Here is a 20,431-nt window from a genome sequence, read left to right as displayed (position 1 = left end):
CCTGTTCTAGAGTTTCACGGCGAGGCCGCTGCGTACGCTCTCGTCGGCGGCAAGGCAGACGGCGAGCGACTTCACCGCGTCGTCCATATGGCGGGTCAAGTCGAGATCCTCGCGGATCGCCTTGAGCACAAATGCCTGTTCGAGATCGCAGAGATCCTGATGGCCTGGTTCGCCCTCCATCGACAGCATCTCGTCCGGCTTGGCGAACTTGCCGTCCGCGCCGGTCGCCGCACTGTGCAGGCGGATGGTCGAGGTCTTAGTGTGGGTGTCGATGTCGTCGGACCTGACGCCCTCCTTCATGACGATCGACACGCAGCCATTGGGCGAGATCACGTCCTTCACGAAGAAGGCCGTCTCCGAGATCATCGGCCCCCAGCCGGCCTCGTACCAGCCGACCGAACCATCGTCGAACAGCACCTGCAAGTGGCCGTAATTATACATCGTGGGCGCAATCTCGTCGGTCAGCCGCAGCCCCATGCCGCGCACCTCGACCGGCCTGGCGTCGGTGATCTGCAGCATCACGTCGAGATAATGCACGCCGCAATCGACGATCGGCGACGTCGTCTGCATCAGCTGCTTGTGCGTCTCCCAGCTATGGCCGGAGGATTGCTGGTTGAGGTTCATGCGGAACACGTAAGGGCCGCCGAGCTTCCGCGCCTCGGCGATCAGCCGGATCCAGGACGGGTGATGGCGCAGGATATAGCCGATCACCAGTTTTTTGCCGTTGGCCTTGGCTGCCGCGACCACGCGCTTTGCATCCGCGACGGTGGTTGCCAGCGGCTTTTCGACGAAGACATGGCAGCCGGCTTCGAACGCCCTCACCGCATAGTCGGCATGGCTGTCGGAATAGGTGGCGATGCAGGCGACGTCAGGACTCTCGTCGCGCAGCGCCTGGTCAAAGGAGCGCCTGATGCCATAACTGACGAGCCCGGCCGGCAAGGGCACGTCGGAGCGATTGACCAGCGCCGCGACCTCGAAGCCCGGATTGGTATGGTAGGCCAGCGCATGGCTGCGGCCCATATTGCCGAGACCGGCGACGACGACGCGCAGAGGTTGTTGCGAACTCACTTGACCGCTCCCGAAGTAATGCCGCGGATCAGCTGCCGCGAGAAGATGACGTAGAGGATCAGCACCGGCATGATCGCCAGCGACAGTGCCGCCAGAATGGCGTTCCAGTTGGTGACGAACTGGCCGAGGAACAGCTGGGCGCCGAGCGTCACTGTCTTGGTCTCCTCCGACGGCGCCAGGATCAGCGGGAACCACAGATCGTTCCAGATCGGGATCATGGTGAAGACCGCGACCGTCGCCATCGATGGGCGCACCAGCGGCAGCACCAGCCGGAAAAAGATGGTGTATTCAGACAGGCCGTCGATCCTGCCCGCATTCTTCAGATCGTCCGAGACCTGCTTCATGAATTCCGACAGGATGAAGACGGCAAGCGGCAGGCCCTGCGCCGTGTAGACCAGGATCAGCGCCGTCAGCGTGTTAACCAGCCCGCTCGCCACCATCAGCTGCAGGATGGCGACGGTGCCGAGGCGGATCGGGATCATGATGCCGAGCGCCAGATAGAGCCCCATCAGCGAATTGCCGCGGAAGCGGTATTCCGACAGTGCGAACGCAGCCATGGCGCCGAACAGAAGCACGAAGAACAGCGAGGCGACGGTGACGACTAGGCTGTTCTGGAAATAGTGGATGAAGTCGCCCTGGCCGATCACCGTGGCGTAGCCGATCAGGTCGAAGGTCCCTGGCGTTGGCGGCGTCAGCGGCGCGCCGAAAATCCCTGCGCGCGATTTGAACGAATTCATGATGACGAGGATGACCGGAAACAGCGCGATGGCGGTGTAGGTCAACAGGATCGCGTGGGCGCCAATGATGCGGGGCAGCGAGCGGGTTGCGGTGCTCATGTCGCGCCTCAGAACTGGTAGCGACGCAAGCGCGTCTGCACGAGGAACAGGTAGACGCAGACGCCGCCGAGGATGATCAGGAACATCATCGTGGCGATCGCCGCGCCCATGTTGGGATCGCCGACCTGCAGCTGGAAACCGAAGAAGGCGCGGTAGAGGAAGGTGCCGAGAATATCCGTTGAATAGTTCGGCCCGGCCAGCGCGCCTTGCGCGGTGTAGATCAGGTCGAAAGCGTTGAAATTGCCGACGAAGGTCAGGATCGAGATGATGCCGATCGACGGCAGGATGAGCGGCAGCTTGATCTTCCAGAACTGCGCCATCCCGGTGATGCCGTCGCATTCGGCCGCTTCGATCACCTCTTCGGGAATGGACAGCAGTGCCGCATAGATCAGCATCATCGGGATGCCGACGAACTGCCACACCGAGATCAGGCTGAGCGCGGTCAGCGCATATTGCGCCTTGCCGAGCCAGGGCGTGAACAGGCTTTTCAGGCCGACAAGGTCCATCATATGCGGCGCCACGCCCCATAGCGGCGACAGGATCAGCTTCCAGGCGAAGCCGACAATGACGAAGGACAGGATCGTCGGCACGAAGATCGCCGTGCGGTAGAAGGCGGAAAACCGCAGCCTGGGGCTGGACAGAAGTGCGGCCAAAAGGACGCCGATCGGGTTCTGCACCAGCATATGGATGATGAAGAACCAGACATTGTTCCTGAGCGCGTTCCAGAAGTTGACCGACCAGTTGGGGTCACCGAACAGCATGCGGAAATTTTCCAGCCCGACGAAGACCTGCGACTGATTGATGTTGCGGAACAAGGAAAGCTGCAGCGTGCCGGCCAGAGGCAGGATCATGATCGCCGTATAGACCAGCAACGCCGGCGCCAGGAAAACGCCGATATGCCAACGGAACGGTCTTTTCGGTGCTGCGGCCATGCGTTCGGTCCCCGCGGATCAGGTCTTGCAATTGCCGTCAAAGGGCGCGGCGCCTCCCTCCCCCTCGAGGGGAGGGCGCCTCGCACAGCGAGGCGGGTGGGGTCGGCCGAGGCGGCCCGCCATCGTGGTTTCGACCGTGCTTTCCAGCAGCGATCAAGCCGCAGCCTGCCTCGACCAACCCTCTCTGTCGCCTTCGGCGACATCTCCCCCTCGAGGGGGGAGACAACGCTTCGCCGCGCTCTTACTTCGCCGGCTTATACCAGCTGTCGAGGCCGTCCTGCAGCTTCTTGGCGGCAGCTTCCGGCGTGTCGGTGCCGTTGATGACGTTGGCCGATTCAACCCACGTCTCGTTTTCGAGGTTCGGCGTGCCGCGCGACAGGATCTGGTAGGTCGAGCGGATCGTCGACTTGCACTTGCCACGCCAGGAGACGAATTCCTGGGCCAGCGGGTCTTCCATCTTCACCGGGGTGTTGTTCAGGCTGAAGAAGCCCGGCAGCGCGTTGGCGTAGATGGTGGCGAAATCCGGCGAGGCCACCCAGGACAGGAAGGTCTTGGCCGCATCCGCGTTCTTCGAGGCCGCATTGAGGCCCATGCCGATGTCGGTGTGGTCGGAGATGTAGCAGGTGTCGCCGGCCTTCTGCACCGGCGGCGGGAAGGCGCCCATCTTGAACTGCGCCTGCGTGTTGAACAGGCCGATCTCCCACGAGCCGGCCGGGTAGATGGCGGCGCGGCCGAGCGTGAACAGGTTCTGGCTGTCCGGATAGGTCTGCGCCTCGAAGCCGTCGCCGAGATAGTCCTTCCACCTGGCCAGTTCCTTGAAGGGCTCGACCCACTGCGGATCGGTCAGCTTCTGCTCGCCCTTGATCAGCGCCAGGCGGCCTTCCTCGCCCTTCCAGTAGTTCGGGCCGATGTTCTGGTAGCCCATGGTCGCCGCTTCCCAGAGGTCCTTGGTGCCCATCGCCATCGGGATGTAGGTGCCGTCGGCCTTGATCTTGTCGAGCGCGGCGAAGAATTCGTCGCGCGTCTCCGGCACCTTGATGCCGAGCTTGTCGAAGGCGTCCTTGTTGTAGATGAAGCCATGGATGACGGAGGCCATCGGCACGCAGAAGCTCGACTTGCCGTCGTCGGTCTGCCAGGCGGCCTTGGCGACGTCGGAAAAGTTCTCCATGCCGGGCAGGGTCGATATGTCGGCGAGGTTGCCCTTCTTGAAGAGCTCCAGCGACTTGTCGAACGGGCGGCAGGTGATCAGGTCACCGGCCGAGCCGGCGGCGAGTTTGGCGCCGAGGGCGGCGTCATATTCGGTTGGCGCCGACGGCGCGAACACCACCTTGATGCCCGGGTTCTTGGCTTCGAAGGCCGGGATCAGCTTGTCCTTCCAGATGGCAAGGTCGTCGCCGCGCCAGCTTTCGATGTTGAGCGTTACGTCGTCGGCGTAGGCCACCCCGGCGGAGCCGAGAATGCTGGTGCCGAGAAGAAGTGCCGTCAGTAGCTTCGTTGTCATGCTCAGTCTCCCTGTTGACCTTTTTCAGGTTCGGTTTTGATGAGAACAGAGGCATTGCGCCCCTTGCTCCCCTCGATTGCGGAAAGGGCTGGCCGCAGCTTGTGGCCGGTCCCTTCCAGTATCTTCTCGGCCGCATCGGCGCTGGTGGCGCCGGCGGCGAGCAGAATGGCGGTCTTGACGGCGCCGCCGCTCTTTTCGAGCAGGCGCGCCGCCTCGTCCTTGTCGCGCCCGCTGACGGCGGCAACGATGCGTGCAGCGCGGTCGCGCAGCTTGATGTTGTCGGCCATGAGGTTGACCATGTAGCCGTCATGGACATGGCCGAGATGGATGGCGGCCAGCGTCGACAGCATGTTGAGCGCGATCTTCTGGGCGGTGCCGGCGCCCATGCGCGTCGAGCCGGCAATCAGCTCCGGCGGCGTTTCGAGCAGGATGGCGATGTCGGCCAGCCGCAGCAGCGGCGCATCCCTGTTGTTGGCGATGGCAATCGTCGCCGCACCGCGGCGCCTGGCTTCCTCGATCGCGCGGACAGCGTAAGGTGTCGAGCCGCTGGCCGAGACGGCGATCAGGCAATCGCTATTGCCGATGCCGGCGGCGGCGACCGCTGCCGAAGCTTCGTCAACGTCATCCTCAGGCCCGCCGGCCAGTGTCCTGAAAGCTTCGGCGCCGCCGGCGATCAGGATGGCGATGCGGTCGCGCTGGATACCGAAAGTGCCCGGCAGTTCCAGCGCATCGGCCAATGCCATCAGGCCCGAGCTGCCGGCGGCCGCATAAGCGAGCTTGCCGCCGCTTTTCAGCCGGGTTGCGATAATTTCGGCTGCCGCGGCAATGGCAGGAATGGCGCCACGTACGGCCTTGGCGGCCTCGATCTGTGCGTTGGCCAAAGAGGAAAGGATGGCGTCCGGGGCCTGGATGTCCAGTCCCTCGGCATTGTGGTGAAGCGCTTCGGTGCGCGTTTCGGCCATCCGCTTTCCTCCAATCCAGAAAACAATACCAAAAAAATACCACTTGTCCACACGCATTAATGAAATCCCTGCGTCGGGATAGGACCGCAGACGAAATCCGCTGATTTCTCAACAAACCAGGCCTTAACTTTTTTGAAATGGAAATTAACCCTTGGCTATTGGTATTTTATTGGTATTATCCGCCCCGAGGAGAAATCGCGTGAAATTCGTGCTCGGCATCGATGGCGGCGGCACCAGCTGCAGGGCGGCCCTTGCAACGGCCGACGGCAGCGTCCTCGGCCGCGCCAAAAGCGGCGCCGCCAACATCCGCACCGATCTCACCGGCGCCAGGACGAACATCGTCGACGCGGCGCAGCAGGCCTTTGTCGCCGCGGGCAGGGATCCCGCACTGATCCCGCAAACGCCGGCCGTTCTCGGCCTGGCCGGCGCCAATGTCGGCACCTATAGGCAGCAGCTCGAAGCGATCCTGCCGTTCCGCATCAGCCGTGTCGAGACCGACGCCGAAATCGCGCTGGAAGGTGCGGTCGGCTCCGGCGACGGCGCCATGGCCATCCTCGGCACCGGCACCGCCTATATGGCGCGCAGACAAGGCAAGTCGCGCGCCATCGGCGGCTGGGGGTTCCAGGTCGGCGACCAGGGCAGCGGCGCCCGCATCGGCCGCGACCTGCTTGAGCAGACGCTGCTCGCCTATGACGGCATCCGCGAAGGCTCGCCGCTGACGCAGGCCATGCTCGCCATCTTCCGCAACAATCCCGAGGATGTGGTCGAATTCACCACCAACGCCAAGCCCGGCGATTTCGGCGGCTTCGCGCCCAAGGTGTTCGAACACGCCGAAAAAGGCGACGTCGTCGCTATCTGGATCCTCGACAAGGCGGTCGCCGATGTCGAGGCAGCGCTTGGCGTACTCGACCTGGGCGGCGACGATCCGCTCTGCCTGCTCGGCGGGCTGGCGCCGCTTTACGCGCCGCGCCTGTCGGCCCGCTACCGGGCGCTGCTGAAACCGCCGCTCGACGACGCGCTGGGCGGCGCGGTGCAGATGGCGGTTCGGATTTTCGCAAACACGGCGGAGACAGCGCGATGAGCGAGGCCGCCGACCAGATATTCACGGCGCTGAAACAATCGTCGCAAAGCGGCGCGCCGCTCTATCTGCAGCTGAGGAAGAGCATCGAGGATGCGGTCAAACGCGGGCTGATCGGACCGGGCGATGCGCTGCCTTCCGAGCGCGACATCGCCAGCAAGGCCGACATTTCGCGCGTCACCGTGCGCAAGGCGGTGCAGGACCTGGTCAAGGGCGGCATCCTCGTCCAGCGCCATGGTTCCGGCACCTTCGTTGCGCCGCGCATGGAGCGCGTCGAGCAGTCGCTGTCGATGCTGACCTCGTTTACCGAAGACATGGCGCGGCGCGGCATGGCGGTGCGTTCAGCCTGGCTCGACCGCGGCCTCTATCCGCCGTCGCCCGACGAGATGATGGTGCTCGGCCTGGCATCGAACGAATTGGTGGCGCGCGTGGCGCGCCTGCGCATTGCCAACGACACGCCGCTGGCGATCGAGCGCGCCTCGCTATCAACAAGCGTGCTGCCCGATCCGGCGGCGATCGGTTCGTCGCTCTACGCGGCGCTGGAACAGACCGGCAACAGACCGGTGCGGGCGGTGCAGCGCATTTCCGCCACCAATCTCGGCGATGGCGATGCGCATCTGCTCGAAGTGCCGCCAGGCATTGCCGGGCTGCATATCGAGCGTATCTCCTATCTGGCGAGCGGCAAGGTGATCGAGTTCACCCGCTCCATCTACAGAGGCGACGCCTATGATTTTGTCGCCGAACTCCGGCTAAGCGGGCCGGGCGAAGAGGGCCGGTCATGAGCGCAACAGTTACCCATATGCGGCGCGAGATCGACGAGATCCCGGAGGCCACCGCGCGCCTGCTCGACGGCTCGGCCGCGGTGCTGACCGAGGCCGGGCGCGACATTCGCGAGCGCGACCCGAATTTCGTCGTCACCGTGGCGCGCGGTTCGTCCGACCATGCCGCGACCTTCATGAAATATGCCGTGGAGCTGACCGCCGGGCTGGCGGTTGCATCGGTCGGCCCGTCGATCGCCTCGATCTATGGCGCCAAGCTGAAGCTGGGCGGCTCGGCCTGCCTGGCGATCTCGCAGTCCGGCAAGAGCCCGGACATCGTCGCAATGGCGCAGGCGGCGCGGGCCGGCGGGTCGCTGACCGTCGCCATCACCAACACTGCCGATTCGCCGCTCGCGCGAGCCTCGGATTACGCGATCGACATCCTGGCCGGACCGGAGCGCAGCGTTGCGGCGACGAAGACCTTCGTCAATTCGGCCGTCGCAGGGCTCGCCTTGATGGCGCATTGCACCGGCGACGACAAACTTCTGGCAGCACTTGCCCGCCTGCCGGAGCATTTTCGCAAGGCGATCGCGTGCGACTGGATGGCGCTGGCTGCGGCACTCGAGACGCCGAAATCGCTGTTCATCCTTGGCCGTGGCCCGTCGGCGGCGATCGCCAACGAGGCGGCGCTGAAATTCAAGGAAACCTGCGCCATGCACGCGGAAGCCTATAGTGCCGCCGAGGTCATGCACGGCCCGCTGGCGCTGGTCGGCCCCGGCTTCCCGGTGCTGGCTCTGGCTGCTCGCGATGCGTCCGAACCGTCGGTGGCCGATGCCGCCGACAGCCTGGCCGGCAAGGGCGCCGCCGTCTTTGTGACGTCGAACAAGGCAAAGAGCGCACAGCCGCTGCCGCATGTCGCAACCGGTCATCCGCTGACCGATCCACTGACGCTGATCGTGTCGTTCTATGGTTTCGTCGAGGCTTTTGCCCGCCATCGCGGCCTCGACCCCGACACGCCGCCCAATCTGCGCAAGGTGACGGAAACGCTATGAGCGACCGTTTCGCCCTGACTGGCGCCCGGATTTTCGATGGCGACCACTGGCACGACAATGCGGCGCTTGTCGTGCGCGATGGCCTCGTCGAGGCCATCGTTGCCGCCGGCGCGATTCCATCAAATGTTGCGCGTATCGAGACCGGCGGCGGCATGCTGGCGCCTGGCTTCGTCGATCTGCAGGTCAATGGCGGCGGCGGCGTCATGCTCAACGACCATCCCGACGTTGCCTCGATCGAGACCATCTGCCGGGCGCACGCACCCTTCGGCACGACGGCGCTGTTGCCGACGCTGATCACCGACACGTCCGAGATCACCGCCGCGGCGGTTGCGGCCGGATCCGAGGCGGCACAACGGAAGGTGCCGGGGTTCCTGGGCCTGCATCTCGAAGGGCCGCATCTGTCGATCGCCCGCAAGGGCGCGCATGACCCGGCTTTGATCCGGCCGATGCTGGACTCCGACCAGGCGATGCTGATCGCCGCACGGAAAAACCTGCCCGTGCTGCTGACGACGGTGGCGCCCGAATCGGTCGAGCCCGGCCAGGTGTCGGCGCTCAGCAAGGCCAGCATTGTCGTCAGCATCGGCCATTCCGATATCGGCTATGCCACGGCCCGCGCCTTTGCCGAGGCCGGCGCAACGGTGGTCACCCATCTGTTCAACGCAATGAGCCAGATCGGCAATCGCGAGCCGGGGCTGGCGGGCGCGGCAATCGATGCCGGCACATTCTATGCCGGCATCATCGCCGACGGTATTCATGTCGATCCGGCCACCATGGCCATCGCCTTGCGCGCCAAGCAGGGGCCGGGCAAGATCCTGCTCGTCACCGACGCGATGGCGACGATCGGTACCGACATGACCTCGTTTACGCTGAACGGCCGCACCATCCACCGTAAGGATGGCAGGCTGACACTTGCCGACGGCACGCTGGCGGGCGCCGATCTCGACATGATTTCCGCGGTGCGCTTCGTGCACCGCGTCGTCGGTCTCGACCTCGACGAAGCCTTGCGCATGGCCTCGCTCTATCCGGCGCAAGCGATCGGCCAGTCGCGCCGGCTCGGGCGTTTCGCCAAAGGCACCGCCGCCAACATCGTTTCGCTGTCGGACGATCTGGACATTAAAAGCGTCTGGATCGACGGCGCCAAAGTTTTTGCAGCTAACGCTATCCCTCCGGCTTAGCCGGTTTTGGACGTATAGAGGTCCTTATAGGTCTCGCGCAGCAGGTTCTTCTGCACCTTGCCCATCGTGTTGCGCGGCAGTTCGTCGACGAAGATCACCCGTTTCGGATGCTTGTACCTGGCAAGGCGCCCAGCGATAGCCTCGATGATCCCCGCGGCGCTGATGGTCGAGCCCGGCGCCCGCACCATGACCGCGGTGACGCCTTCGCCGAAATCCGGATGGGCAACGCCGATGACAGCGCTTTCGGCAACACCAGGCAGCGCGTCGATCTCGCTCTCGACTTCCTTCGGATAGATATTGTAGCCGCCCGAAATGATCAGGTCTTTGCCGCGACCGACGATGTGGACATAGCCGTCGGCATCGATCAGCCCGAGATCGCCGGTGATGAAGAAACCATCGTCACGGAATTCGGCCCTGGTCTTTTCCGGCATGCGCCAGTAGCCGCAAAAGACGTTCGGGCCCTTGACCTCGATCATGCCGACCTCGCCCTTGGCAAGTGTTTCGCCGCTCTCGGGATCGGTGATGCGCAGGGAAACGCCGGGCAAGGGGAAGCCGACCGTGCCGGCACGCCGCTCGCCCTCGTAAGGGTTCGACGTGTTCATGTTGGTCTCGGTCATGCCGTAGCGCTCGAGGATGGCGTGGCCGGTGCGCTCTCGCCAGGCTCTGTGCGTCTCGGCCAAAAGCGGCGCCGAGCCAGAAATGAACAGGCGGATGTTTTTCGCCGCTTGCCGGTCCAAACCGTCCTGCTGCAGCAGGCGGACGTAGAAGGTCGGCACGCCCATCAGGACGGTGGCGCGCGGCAGCAGCGAGACGATGCGGGCCGGGTCGAATTTGGTTTCGAACAGCATCGAGGCGCCGGCCATCAGGACGACATTGGTGGCGACGAAAAGGCCATGCGTGTGGAAAACCGGCAGCGCGTGAACCAGCACGTCTGCGGCAGTGAAGCGCCAGAGGTCGACCAGCACCCGCGCATTCGAGGCGAGGTTTTCGTGACTGAGCATGGCGCCTTTCGAACGGCCGGTCGTGCCGGACGTGTAGAGGATCGCAGCAAGGTCGTCCGGCCCGCGCGCCACATCGTGGAAGTCCACGGCCGCCTCAGAGGCGCGATCGGTCAACGAACCCTCGCCCTTGCTGCCGAGTGTCACGACCGCAGCGCCCGAGGCCTGCGCCAAGGCGCCGATTTCGCTCACTCGCGCCGGGTCGCAGACGACCAGGCGTGGCTCGGCATCCCTGAAGAAATAGTCGAGCTCGGTCAGCGTATAGGCGGTGTTGAGCGGCAGGAAGATCGCGCCGGCACGCAGGCAAGCGATGTAAAGGAAAATGGCCTCCGGGCTCTTCTCGACCTGAACGGCGACGCGGTCGCCGGCTTCGACGCCCAGCCTCGACAGCGCATGCGCCAGTTGTGCGGAGCGCGCCAGCATTTCGCCGTAGCTGATCGAGCGCCCGTCCTCTGCCTCCATCAAAAGGCGTCCGGGCGCGGGCATCCGGGCACGGAAAGCATCAAACAGATGGTTGCTCATGTTTACCCCGAGCGGCTGACTCCGGCCGGACGGCGGCGGTCAGCCGGCCGCCTTGTCCGCCGCTATCCTGATTGCCTCGATGTTTGCCCGGTAGGCCTCGACGCTGCCGCCCTTGAAGATGGCCGCACCGGCGACCAGCACGCTGGCGCCGGCGGCAGTGACCAGGGGCGCAGTTTCAGGCGAGATGCCGCCGTCGATCTCGATCCTGATCGGCCTGCCGCCGATCAGCGCCTTCACCCGCTTCACCTTGTCGACTATCGCCGGAATGAAGGCCTGGCCGCCGAACCCCGGATTGACCGTCATGATCAGGATCAGATCAAGCCGGTCAAGCACGTATTCGATCATCGTCTCCGGTGTCGCGGGGTTGAGTGACACGCCGGCCTTCTTGCCAAGGTTTTTGATCGTTTGCAGCGACCGGTCGAGATGTGGCCCGGCTTCGGCGTGCACCGTGATGCCGTCGCAGCCGGCGTCGGCGAAGGCGGCCAGATAAGGATCGGCCGGGGCGATCATCAGATGGCAGTCGAAGAAGGCCTTGGTGCGGTTGCGGATCGCCTTGATCACCGGCGGCCCGAAGGTGATGTTCGGGACGAAATGCCCGTCCATGACGTCGAGGTGGATCCAGTCGGCGCCGGCGGCGGCCACCGCCTCGACCTCGTCGCCGAGCTTCGAGAAATCGGAAGCCAGCACCGATGGCGCAATCAGGGTTTTTTGAGCCATGTCCGCTTCCCGTTGTTGAGCCCGCCTTCGCCGTAATCGTCTCAACGCCGCTTGTCGACAGGAATCCGGCGTCGATATCGCATCTGCGCAGAAGGAGAGAAGCGGTGGCGAGCCACTTCTCCTGGTGCAGACGTCTCCTCTCCGCCAGTGCAAGGACTTTCCAGGGCAAGGCCTTGGATTTCAGTTCGGATGAAGCCGCGGCCTGGCCGGCCGTGGCAGGAAGAGTTTGCCGTTGCCCGGTTTCACCTTCTGCAGATCGGGCTTCTTCAGCCCAGCGGCGAGCGCCAAGATCGACAATCCGCTGGCAGCCTGGATGGCGCGGCGCAAACGGCCGCCACGAGAGCGCGCGAACGCGCCGTGGCCGCAAGACATGGATCTCCCCCCACAGGTCATGGGAGAAACATCCGGTCCCTGCGCGCAAATCAGGGCAAGGCGCGGCGTTCCGGCACGTTTATCCCTGATCGAATTGTCTGCTTTCCTCACGTCACGATATGCCCGCGTCCGCGCAGGGTCAACGGAACCAGCGAAAAGCCCAGCGCATCGACCCGGTCCCGAAGGCGATGGTCGCGCTGAGCTCCTGCTGTTCCCTGAGACCATGGAGCCTCTGGATCTGTGGTCATGGGTTTTCCTTTCCGGGGCCGCACCACGCGGCACCTGAGCGTCTGTCGCGGGGCGAGGCGGAAAGGTTCATGGGCCGGGGCCGGGCCGGCTGGATCACCGCCGGAAAATACGGGCCTGCCGGTCCCGGATCCGATCAACCACGATGAATGGTGAACGCCTTGCGCAGAATGCTTGCGCGCCACGCAGCCTGTTCTTATATACGCGCCAAGCCGTCCAGCGCCGAATGCCGGTTGCCGGAGCGGAATTTCTTGTGAACAGGGGCTTTCGTCGGAACGCCTGTACGGGTCCTGAGAGCCTGCTTAGCGGAGAGATTAGAACAATGGCAAAAGTAATCGGTATCGATCTGGGAACAACCAACTCCTGTGTCGCCATCATGGATGGCAAGGAATCCAAGGTCATCGAGAATGCGGAAGGCGCCCGCACGACCCCTTCCATCGTCGCCATCAACAGCGACGGCGAGCGCCTCGTCGGCCAGCCGGCCAAGCGCCAGGCGGTCACCAATCCTGAAAACACCATTTTCGCGGTCAAGCGCCTGATCGGCCGCCGCTACGACGATCCGGTGACGGAGAAGGACAAGAAGCTTGTCCCCTACAAGATCGTCAAGGGCGACAATGGCGATGCCTGGGTCGAGGCCGGCGGCAAGAAGCAGTCGCCCAGCCAGATCTCGGCGATGATCCTGCAGAAGATGAAGGAAACAGCGGAGGCCTATCTCGGCGAGAAGGTCGAGAAGGCGGTCATCACCGTTCCGGCCTATTTCAACGACGCCCAGCGCCAGGCGACCAAGGATGCCGGCAAGATCGCCGGCCTCGAAGTGCTGCGCATCATCAACGAGCCGACGGCGGCCGCACTTGCCTATGGACTGGACAAGAAGGAAGGCAAGACGATTGCCGTCTATGACCTTGGCGGCGGCACGTTCGACATTTCGGTGCTCGAAATCGGTGACGGCGTGTTCGAGGTGAAGTCGACCAATGGCGACACCTTCCTCGGCGGCGAGGATTTCGACATGCGCCTGGTCGAATATCTGGCGGCCGAGTTCAAGAAGGAACAGGGCATCGACCTGCGGAACGACAAGCTCGCCCTGCAGCGCCTCAAGGAAGCGGCTGAAAAGGCCAAGATCGAGCTGTCCTCCACCACGCAGACCGAAATCAACCTGCCCTTCATCACCGCCGATGCCACCGGCCCCAAGCACCTGACGCTGAAGCTGACGCGGGCGAAGTTCGAGAGCCTGGTCGAGGATCTCGTCCAGCGCACGATCGATCCCTGCAAGGCGGCGCTTAAGGATGCCGGCCTGAAGGCCGGCGAAATCGACGAAGTCGTCCTGGTCGGCGGCATGACCCGCATGCCCAAGATCCAGGAGATCGTGAAGCAGTTCTTCGGCAAGGAGCCGCACAAGGGCGTCAACCCGGATGAAGTCGTCGCATTGGGCGCCGCCATCCAGGCCGGCGTGCTGCAGGGCGACGTCAAGGACGTGCTGTTGCTCGACGTGACGCCGCTGTCGCTCGGCATCGAGACGCTGGGCGGCGTGTTCACGCGGCTGATCGAACGCAACACGACGATCCCGACGAAGAAGAGCCAGGTGTTCTCCACGGCCGAGGATTCACAGTCGGCGGTGACCATCCGCGTCTTCCAGGGCGAGCGTGAAATGGCCGCCGACAACAAGGCGCTCGGCCAGTTCGATCTGGTCGGCATCCCGCCTGCGCCGCGCGGCGTGCCGCAGATCGAGGTCACCTTCGACATCGACGCCAACGGCATCGTCAACGTCTCGGCCAAGGACAAGGGCACCGGCAAGGAGCACCAGATCCGCATCCAGGCGTCTGGCGGCCTTTCGGACGCCGACATCGAGAAGATGGTCAAGGACGCCGAGGCCAATGCCGAAGCGGACAAGAAGCGGCGCGCGCTGGTCGAGGCCCGCAACCAGGCCGAGGCGCTGGTGCATTCCTCGGAGAAGTCGCTGAAGGAATACGGCGAGAAGGTTTCCGAGGCCGACCGCACGGCGATTGCCGATGCGATCGCGGCATTGAAGACCGCTGCCGAAGGCGACGATGTGACCGAGATCGAGGCCAAGACGCAGACGCTCGCCGAAGTCTCGATGAAACTCGGCCAGGCCATGTACGAGGCTTCGCAGAAGGAAGCCGCCGACGCCGACGCCAAGGCTGACGCCGCCAAGGACAGCGACGTCGTCGATGCCGATTTCGAGGAAATCGACGAGGACGACGAGAAGAAGAAGTCGGCCTGAACCGCCTGACGGTACAGGTAAGCAAAAAGCCCGGCGCGCAGCCGGGCTTTTTTGCAACCCTTTGCCAGAAAAACGCGGAGCTCCCCGAAAAAATGCGGACAAAGCCTCGTAGACACTGGCATCGCGGCTCCATCACACCTAAATCGGAACAGCGTGCCGGCAAACGACGCAACGATGCTTCAAGACGTTGACTATCCGGACTGCGGGAAAACATGAAAGCTGATTTTTACGAAACGCTGGGCGTGCAAAAGGGCGCCGACGAGAAGGAGCTCAAGAGCGCTTTCCGTAAGTTGGCCATGCAGTTCCATCCCGACCGCAACCCAGGCGACCATGCCTGCGAGCACAAGTTCAAGGAAATCAACGAAGCCTACGAAACGCTGAAGGACCCGCAAAAGCGTGCCGCCTATGATCGCTTCGGCCACGCGGCCTTCGAGCACGGCGGCATGAATGGCGGCGCGCAGGGCTTTGGCGCCGGCGGCTTCGCCGACATTTTCGAAGACATTTTCGGCGACATGATGGGCGGGCGCCAGCGCCGCTCGTCCGGCGGCCGCGAGCGCGGCGCCGACCTGCGCTACAATATGGAAATCACGCTGGAAGAGGCATTTTCCGGCAAGACCGCGCAGATTCGCGTGCCGGCCTCGATCTCCTGCTCGGAATGCTCCGGCAGCGGCGCTAAACCCGGCACCCAGCCCGTCACCTGTTCGATGTGCAACGGCCACGGCAAGGTGCGCGCCACGCAAGGCTTCTTCTCGATCGAGCGCACCTGCCCGCAATGCCAGGGGCGCGGCCAGACCATCAAGGATCCGTGCCCGAAATGCGCCGGCCAGGGCCGTGTCACCGAGGAGCGCTCGCTGTCGGTAAACATCCCTGCCGGCATCGAGGACGGCACCCGCATCCGGCTGGCCAATGAGGGCGAGGCCGGCCTACGCGGCGGCCCGTCCGGCGATCTCTACATCTTCCTCGCGGTCAAGCCGCACGAATTCTTCCAGCGCGACGGCGCCGATCTTTATTGCAAGGTGCCGATCTCGATGACAACGGCAGCGCTTGGCGGCTCGTTCGAGGTGACGACACTGGACGGTACCCAGACGAAGGTGAAGGTGCCGGAAGGCACCCAGAACGGTCGCCAGTTCCGCCTCAAGGGCAAGGGCATGCCGGTGCTGCGCCAGCCCAATATTGGCGACCTCTACATCCAGACCGTGGTTGAGACGCCGCAGAACCTTTCGCGCCGCCAGCGCGAATTGCTGGAAGAATTCGAGCAGCTTTCCTCAAAGGACAATTCGCCTCAGTCGAGCGGATTTTTCGCCCGCATGAAGGACTTTTTCGAAACGTTCGGCGAGCACCGAAGCTGATCCCTGGAAAACGCTTCCCGAGCGTCATCAACACCTTATCCGGGGATTCGCCTTGTCTTGCACCTCGTAGCTGTTAAGTAGCATGCGAGGGAGCGTTGAGGAGGACTTTCGATGACGCGTAGTCCCGGACTGCGAAAGACGCTGGCGGAAAAGTTCGACGACGAGTTGAAGTTCTTCAAGGGCTGGATCGACAAGCCGAAGGCGGTCGGTTCGATCGTCCCGACCAGTTCCGTCACCGCGCGCAAGATGGCCTCGATCGTCGATCCGAAATCCGGCCTGCCGGTGCTCGAGGTCGGGCCCGGCACAGGCGTCATCACGCGCGCCATCCTCGCCCAGGGCATAAAGCCTGAAAATCTCTATGCGATCGAATATTCCACTGATTTCGTGCGCCATCTGCGTCAGCTTTATCCAGGCGTCAACGTCATCGAGGGCGACGCCTTCAATCTCGACGCGACGCTTGGCGACAGGCGCGACCTGATCTTCGATTCTGTGATATCGGGCGTGCCTCTGCTCAATTTCCCGGTCGCCCAGCGCATCGCCTATGTCGAGAGCCTGCTCGACCGTATCCCGGCGGGCCGGCCGATCGTGCAACTGACTTACGGGCCGCTGTCGCCGATCCCGCCCGGCCGCGGCGACTATACGGTCGAGCATTTCCATTTCGTCATCCGCAACATTCCGCCGACGCAGCTTTGGATCTATCGGCGCGGCTGAACGCATGTCGGAGTTCCGGATGCCGGTCATTGCCGCTGGTTGGCCAATCGGTCCAGGAATGCCATCAGCCTTTCGAACGCCTGTTCTCCCGCCTTGCCGTCGAGATCGAACTGATATTCATGCGGCAGGGCCGGACTGTAGTCGTCCGGAAAGAAAAGCGTGTCGACCGCGACGCCTTGCGACGCGATCGCGCGCGCGATCTGACGCGACTGCGGCGCCAGCGGATCGGCATTGCCGACCGAGACGAATGCCGGCGGAAATTGCGGCGTCAGGTGCCTGTCGACTGAAAATTCGGCAATGCGCGGGTCATCGTCCAGCCGCTTCACGCCGAGATACGACCACATAACGGTCCTGTTGAAGCCGGCGAAAGGCCCTTCGGGCGAGATCATCGCGGGATGGTAAATGCCGCAGAACAGTGCAACGCCTTTCAGTTGCGCGCGCTCTATGCCCGGACCAACGTCCATCATGGCGGCATAGGTGGGATTGCTGATTGTGGCAGCCAGTTGAGCGACGATCTGCGAGCCGGCGGAGTCGCCGGCAAGAAAAAGCCTGTTGCGATCGATGTGGTAGCGGCCGGCATTACCGGAAAGAAAGGCAAGCGCCTTGTTGGCCTGGAGGACTGGCGTCGGATAGCGGGCGCCGGGGGCGACGGAATAGCCGACCGAGACAGTGACGTAGCCCCGACCGGCCAGTATTTTCATATATGCCGAGATGTCGGCCTTGTTTCCGGCAACGAAGCCGCCGCCATGCACCCAGACCACCGTCGGCAACGCCTTTGCCTGAGCATCCGCGGGAAAGAAGACGTCAAGGGTCTCGTCCGGGTCCTCGCCATAGCGCTCGTCGCGCAGTTCGCCGACATTGGCGGGCACGTGCTTTTCAAGCGCGCGGTTCTTTGCCACTGCATCCTTGTGAAAAGCGTAACGGATCAGAAGGACCGAAGGCCACGGGCTGAGGACGAAAGCGGCGTAGCCGGCGGCAGCAGCCACCGCGAGAGCGACAAGACCATAGCCTACCCATTTCAATCCCACGAGGTCCGCCCCTATCCGCTGGCGCCGGTCGCCAAAGCGGCCAGCGCTAAATGCGTGCCGCAATCTCGGCTATTGATTCATCCCACGCATCGCCTATAGCTGCCGCCACAGCAAGGGATTGCGATGCCGATCATCCCGAAAATTCTCGTCGTCGCCGGTTCGGTGCGCAGCGGCGCCTATAGCGGCAGGACTGCCGACGTGGCGCAGAAGGAACTTGCCATGCAGGGCGCGGAGGTGACCCGCATCTCGCTTGCCGACTACCCGTTGCCGATCCTCGACCAGGATCTGGAAAAGGACGAAGGCATTCCCGAAAACGCCGTCAGGCTCGGCCGGATGATCGCCGCCCATGACGGCCTGCTGATCGCGACGCCCGAATATAACGGCTCCATTCCGCCGCTGCTCAAGAACACCATCGACTGGGTGAGCCAACTGCGCAAGGATGGGGGCCGGACGTTCAGGCCGCTTGCCGGCAAGGTCGCCGGCCTCTGCTCGTCTTCCAGCGGACCCTTTGCAGGGATACGTTGCATCAACCATCTGCGCGCCGTGCTGGTGCGCTGCCGGATGGAGGTCGTGACACCGGAGTGTTCGGTGCCGGAGGGCGGTAGCGCCTTCGACGACGAAGGCAACTTCCGGGACGAAAGACTACGCCAATCGATGGAGCACCTATGCCGAACGCTGATCGAAACCTCGCGCATGCTGTCGACGCGGATCGAGGCATGATCCCGGACGCCGCGCGTGCCGACACAATTCAGGAAAGGCTGATCGTCGGCCTCGACCTGCCGACGCTGAGGGAAGCCGAGAAGGCGGTGCGCGAGCTCGACGGGATCGTCTCCTTCTACAAGATCGGCTACCAGCTCGCCTTTGCCGGCGGGCTCGACTTCGCCCGCGAGCTGGCCAGCGGCGGCACCAGGATCTTTCTCGACATGAAGCTGCTCGACATCGATAACACCGTTGCCAAGGGGGTCGACAACATCGTCAGGATGGGCATGAGCATGCTGACCATCCACGCCTATCCGAAGACGATGAAGGCGGCGGTCGAGGCTGCCAGGGGCAGCGACCTTTGCCTGCTCGGGGTTACCGTGCTGACCTCGATGGACGAGCAAGACGTGATCGACGCCGGCTATGAATATGACCCGCATACGCTGGTGCTGAGGCGCTCCGAGCAGGCGCTGCATGCCGGCATGGGCGGCATCGTCTGTTCGGCCGAGGAAGCGGAGGCGGTACGCCGCATCGTCGGCCCCGATCTGGCGGTAGTGACGCCGGGAATCCGACCGAAGGGCAGCGACCATGGCGACCAGAAACGCGTGGTGACGCCGGCGCAGGCGATCCGCAACGGCTCCAGCCATCTCGTCGTTGGCCGGCCGATCGTCGGCGCCACCGACAGGCGGGCGGCGGCGGAAGCCATTCTCGATGAAATGCGCTCGGCCTGATGCCAGGAATTAACCCGGAGAAATACCATGCCCAAGGGATATTGGATCGCTCGCGTCGATGTGCGCGATGCGGAAGGCTACAAAGACTATGTCGCAGCCGCCAAGCTGGCCTTCGACCGCTTCGGTGCCAAGTTCCTGGCGCGCGGCGGCGCGCATGAGAAGGCAGAGGGACCGGGCCGCGACCGCAACGTGATCATCGAGTTTCCGTCGCTTGCGGTGGCGCATGACTGCTACCACTCGCCCGAATACCAGCGCGCCATCGCGATCCGCCAGAAGGTGGCCGATGGCGAAATCGTCCTGGTCGAGGGGATTTAGGCGCGAAGCCGGTTCGCCGCTGCCTCCGCCATCGCATCGGCGAGGCTCAGGCCCCATTGCTTGCGACAGTAATCGCGAAAATCGAAGCAAGGCAGGCCCGGGCAGACCTCGAACTCGATGAGATGCACGCTGTCGTCGGCTTCGACCCGGAAGTCGATGGAAAAGACGTCCCGCAGGCCAAGCCCGACCATCAGGCTTTCGGCGATGCGACGGATTCTTGCATCGGCTCGAGGCTGGCTGGCGTCAACGGGAAGCAGCAACGGCTCAGCGTAATTTCCTGTGGCTTTGGCCGCTTCGCCGGTATTGCCGTAAAGCGCCAAGCTGTCCTGCATGGTTTGGAAATCGCCGCCCGAATCGACAAAGGCGACGCCGAGCGCCTCAATGCCGGTATCCGGCTTCAGGCCGAGAAAGCTGGCCCGCACATTGCGTCCGGCGACATAGGGCTGGACGACGACATCGTCGCTATAGGCGGCGAATACCCGCCGGCTAAGCTTCAGCGCATGGCCGAGATCGTGACAGCGCGAATCCGGCCAGATGCCGATCTTGGCGCCGAGCCGGTTCGGCTTGACGAACCAGCCGGCGGGCGAGGCCGGTGGCGCGACCAGCCACGCGCCGTCACGGGCAAGGCCCGCCTGCGGCACCGGCAGGCCAAGCGCGCCGAGCACGGCGCCGGACCGGAACTTGTCTTGGCAGAGCGCGAACAACGCATCGTCGGCGCCGATCGCCTTCAGGCCATTCAGCCGTGCCAGAGCCGGTGCTGCGCCGCCACGGAAATAGGCAATGCCATCGGTCAGCGTCCAGACAAGCGAGGTCTTCGGAACTTCGCCGGCGAGAACGCTTGCGGCGTCGTCGAGCGCCACCGGCGCAAACGACAAGTCGCGCGTTTGGCAAGCGGCGGCAAGTGCGTCGAATTCAGCAGCGATGTCGGTCGATTGCGCTAGGTAGGAGGCGATTTCGGCGGCACGCTCCGGCACGTGGTTATCGGCGACCAGCCGATCGAAGCAGGCCTGTTCCGGCTCGTAGACAAGGATCAGCTTCGGCTTGCGGCTTGACATGGGTGGAACGGCTCCTGGCAGCACGATTGCCTACCATCGCACGGCGAACGTATTCGGCTTGCGCGCAACCGACGTCAGCCGGACGCC

General features: G+C 63.8%; 20 protein-coding genes. 10 read left to right on the top strand and 10 right to left on the bottom strand.

Going from position 1 to position 20,431, the window contains the following annotated elements; translation table 11 throughout:
• Positions 1–6: 6 nt before the first annotated feature.
• The 5 genes from NKH50_RS13010 to NKH50_RS12990 all read right to left on the bottom strand — a co-directional run bounded on the left by NKH50_RS13010 (position 7) and on the right by NKH50_RS12990 (position 5,299).
• Complete coding sequence (locus NKH50_RS13010) at positions 7–1,068, bottom strand: Gfo/Idh/MocA family protein (RefSeq protein WP_352879184.1); 1,062 nt, start codon at positions 1,066–1,068, stop codon at positions 7–9.
• Positions 1,065–1,904 (bottom strand): carbohydrate ABC transporter permease, encoded by an 840-nt coding sequence (locus NKH50_RS13005; RefSeq protein WP_352507069.1) that lies wholly within the window; start codon positions 1,902–1,904, stop codon positions 1,065–1,067. Before NKH50_RS13005 ends, NKH50_RS13010 begins: the two co-directional genes overlap by 4 nt.
• 8 nt (positions 1,905–1,912) lie before the next feature.
• Positions 1,913–2,836, bottom strand: a complete 924-nt coding sequence (locus NKH50_RS13000) for a carbohydrate ABC transporter permease (protein ID WP_023718922.1) — start codon at positions 2,834–2,836, stop codon at positions 1,913–1,915.
• 241 nt (positions 2,837–3,077) lie between these two features.
• A complete protein-coding gene (locus NKH50_RS12995; RefSeq protein WP_352476907.1) occupies positions 3,078–4,337 on the bottom strand; it encodes an ABC transporter substrate-binding protein in 1,260 nt (419 codons plus the stop codon).
• 2 nt (positions 4,338–4,339) lie between these two features.
• A complete protein-coding gene (locus NKH50_RS12990) occupies positions 4,340–5,299 on the bottom strand; it encodes an N-acetylmuramic acid 6-phosphate etherase (protein ID WP_352879181.1) in 960 nt (319 codons plus the stop codon).
• Positions 5,300–5,498: 199 nt separating this feature from the next.
• Here NKH50_RS12990 and NKH50_RS12985 point away from each other — a divergent pair, with 199 nt between their 5' ends.
• From NKH50_RS12985 to nagA, 4 genes are read left to right on the top strand one after another with little or no spacing between them, the layout of a single operon-like run.
• The gene (locus NKH50_RS12985; protein WP_352476905.1) at positions 5,499–6,380 is read left to right on the top strand and encodes a glucosamine kinase nucleotide-binding domain-containing protein; all 882 of its coding nucleotides are present in this window, start codon (positions 5,499–5,501) and stop codon (positions 6,378–6,380) included.
• Entirely contained in the window at positions 6,377–7,159 is a 783-nt protein-coding gene (locus NKH50_RS12980; RefSeq protein WP_352507073.1) for a GntR family transcriptional regulator, read from the top strand. The genes NKH50_RS12985 and NKH50_RS12980 overlap by 4 nt, the downstream gene beginning before the upstream one ends.
• The gene (locus NKH50_RS12975) at positions 7,156–8,187 is read left to right on the top strand and encodes an SIS domain-containing protein (RefSeq protein WP_352879179.1); all 1,032 of its coding nucleotides are present in this window, start codon (positions 7,156–7,158) and stop codon (positions 8,185–8,187) included. Before NKH50_RS12980 ends, NKH50_RS12975 begins: the two co-directional genes overlap by 4 nt.
• Positions 8,184–9,362: an N-acetylglucosamine-6-phosphate deacetylase gene (gene nagA, locus NKH50_RS12970; RefSeq protein ID WP_352879177.1), complete on the top strand. Its 1,179-nt coding sequence runs from the start codon at positions 8,184–8,186 to the stop codon at positions 9,360–9,362. The genes NKH50_RS12975 and nagA overlap by 4 nt, the downstream gene beginning before the upstream one ends.
• Here nagA and NKH50_RS12965 read toward each other — a convergent pair.
• From NKH50_RS12965 to NKH50_RS12955, 3 genes are all read right to left on the bottom strand, one after another.
• Complete coding sequence (locus tag NKH50_RS12965; RefSeq protein WP_352879175.1) at positions 9,359–10,882, bottom strand: malonate--CoA ligase; 1,524 nt, start codon at positions 10,880–10,882, stop codon at positions 9,359–9,361. The genes nagA and NKH50_RS12965 overlap by 4 nt on opposite strands.
• 39 nt (positions 10,883–10,921) lie before the next feature.
• Complete coding sequence (gene rpe, locus NKH50_RS12960; protein WP_352879173.1) at positions 10,922–11,599, bottom strand: ribulose-phosphate 3-epimerase; 678 nt, start codon at positions 11,597–11,599, stop codon at positions 10,922–10,924.
• Between the two features lie 180 nt (positions 11,600–11,779).
• The gene (locus NKH50_RS12955; RefSeq protein ID WP_352879170.1) at positions 11,780–11,971 is read right to left on the bottom strand and encodes a hypothetical protein; all 192 of its coding nucleotides are present in this window, start codon (positions 11,969–11,971) and stop codon (positions 11,780–11,782) included.
• Positions 11,972–12,539: 568 nt separating this feature from the next.
• Here NKH50_RS12955 and dnaK point away from each other — a divergent pair.
• The 3 genes from dnaK (at position 12,540) to pmtA (ending at position 16,516) form a co-directional block, all read left to right on the top strand.
• Positions 12,540–14,456: a molecular chaperone DnaK gene (gene dnaK, locus NKH50_RS12950; RefSeq protein WP_352879168.1), complete on the top strand. Its 1,917-nt coding sequence runs from the start codon at positions 12,540–12,542 to the stop codon at positions 14,454–14,456.
• Positions 14,457–14,668: 212 nt separating this feature from the next.
• Complete coding sequence (dnaJ, locus tag NKH50_RS12945; RefSeq protein ID WP_254815727.1) at positions 14,669–15,805, top strand: molecular chaperone DnaJ; 1,137 nt, start codon at positions 14,669–14,671, stop codon at positions 15,803–15,805.
• A 111-nt stretch (positions 15,806–15,916) separates the two neighbouring features.
• On the top strand, positions 15,917–16,516 hold the full coding sequence (gene pmtA / locus NKH50_RS12940; protein ID WP_352879165.1) for a phospholipid N-methyltransferase PmtA: 600 nt from the start codon (positions 15,917–15,919) through the stop codon (positions 16,514–16,516).
• Between the two features lie 26 nt (positions 16,517–16,542).
• Here pmtA and NKH50_RS12935 read toward each other — a convergent pair whose 3' ends face one another.
• Complete coding sequence (locus tag NKH50_RS12935) at positions 16,543–17,502, bottom strand: alpha/beta hydrolase (RefSeq protein ID WP_352879163.1); 960 nt, start codon at positions 17,500–17,502, stop codon at positions 16,543–16,545.
• Between the two features lie 165 nt (positions 17,503–17,667).
• On the opposite strand from NKH50_RS12935, the gene NKH50_RS12930 reads away from it, so the two are divergent.
• The 3 genes from NKH50_RS12930 to NKH50_RS12920 are packed head-to-tail and all read left to right on the top strand — an operon-like array spanning position 17,668 to position 19,289.
• Positions 17,668–18,264, top strand: coding sequence for an NADPH-dependent FMN reductase (locus tag NKH50_RS12930; RefSeq protein WP_352507080.1), 597 nt, complete (start codon positions 17,668–17,670; stop codon positions 18,262–18,264).
• Positions 18,261–18,974 carry an orotidine-5'-phosphate decarboxylase gene (gene pyrF, locus NKH50_RS12925; protein ID WP_254815723.1) on the top strand — a complete coding sequence of 238 codons (714 nt, stop codon included), beginning with the start codon at positions 18,261–18,263 and terminating at the stop codon, positions 18,972–18,974. The genes NKH50_RS12930 and pyrF overlap by 4 nt, the downstream gene beginning before the upstream one ends.
• A gap of 27 nt (positions 18,975–19,001) precedes the next feature.
• Positions 19,002–19,289, top strand: a complete 288-nt coding sequence (locus tag NKH50_RS12920; protein ID WP_352879161.1) for a DUF1330 domain-containing protein — start codon at positions 19,002–19,004, stop codon at positions 19,287–19,289.
• On the opposite strand, the gene NKH50_RS12915 is transcribed toward NKH50_RS12920, so the two are convergent.
• On the bottom strand, positions 19,286–20,344 hold the full coding sequence (locus tag NKH50_RS12915) for a D-alanine--D-alanine ligase family protein (RefSeq protein WP_352879159.1): 1,059 nt from the start codon (positions 20,342–20,344) through the stop codon (positions 19,286–19,288). The genes NKH50_RS12920 and NKH50_RS12915 overlap by 4 nt on opposite strands.
• Positions 20,345–20,431 lie beyond the last annotated feature (87 nt).

Source organism: Mesorhizobium sp. M1027, from assembly GCF_040318745.1.
Classification (GTDB): domain Bacteria; phylum Pseudomonadota; class Alphaproteobacteria; order Rhizobiales; family Rhizobiaceae; genus Mesorhizobium.
Note: the sequence above shows the minus strand (reverse complement) of the source record. Positions and strands in the feature narration are given on the sequence as shown.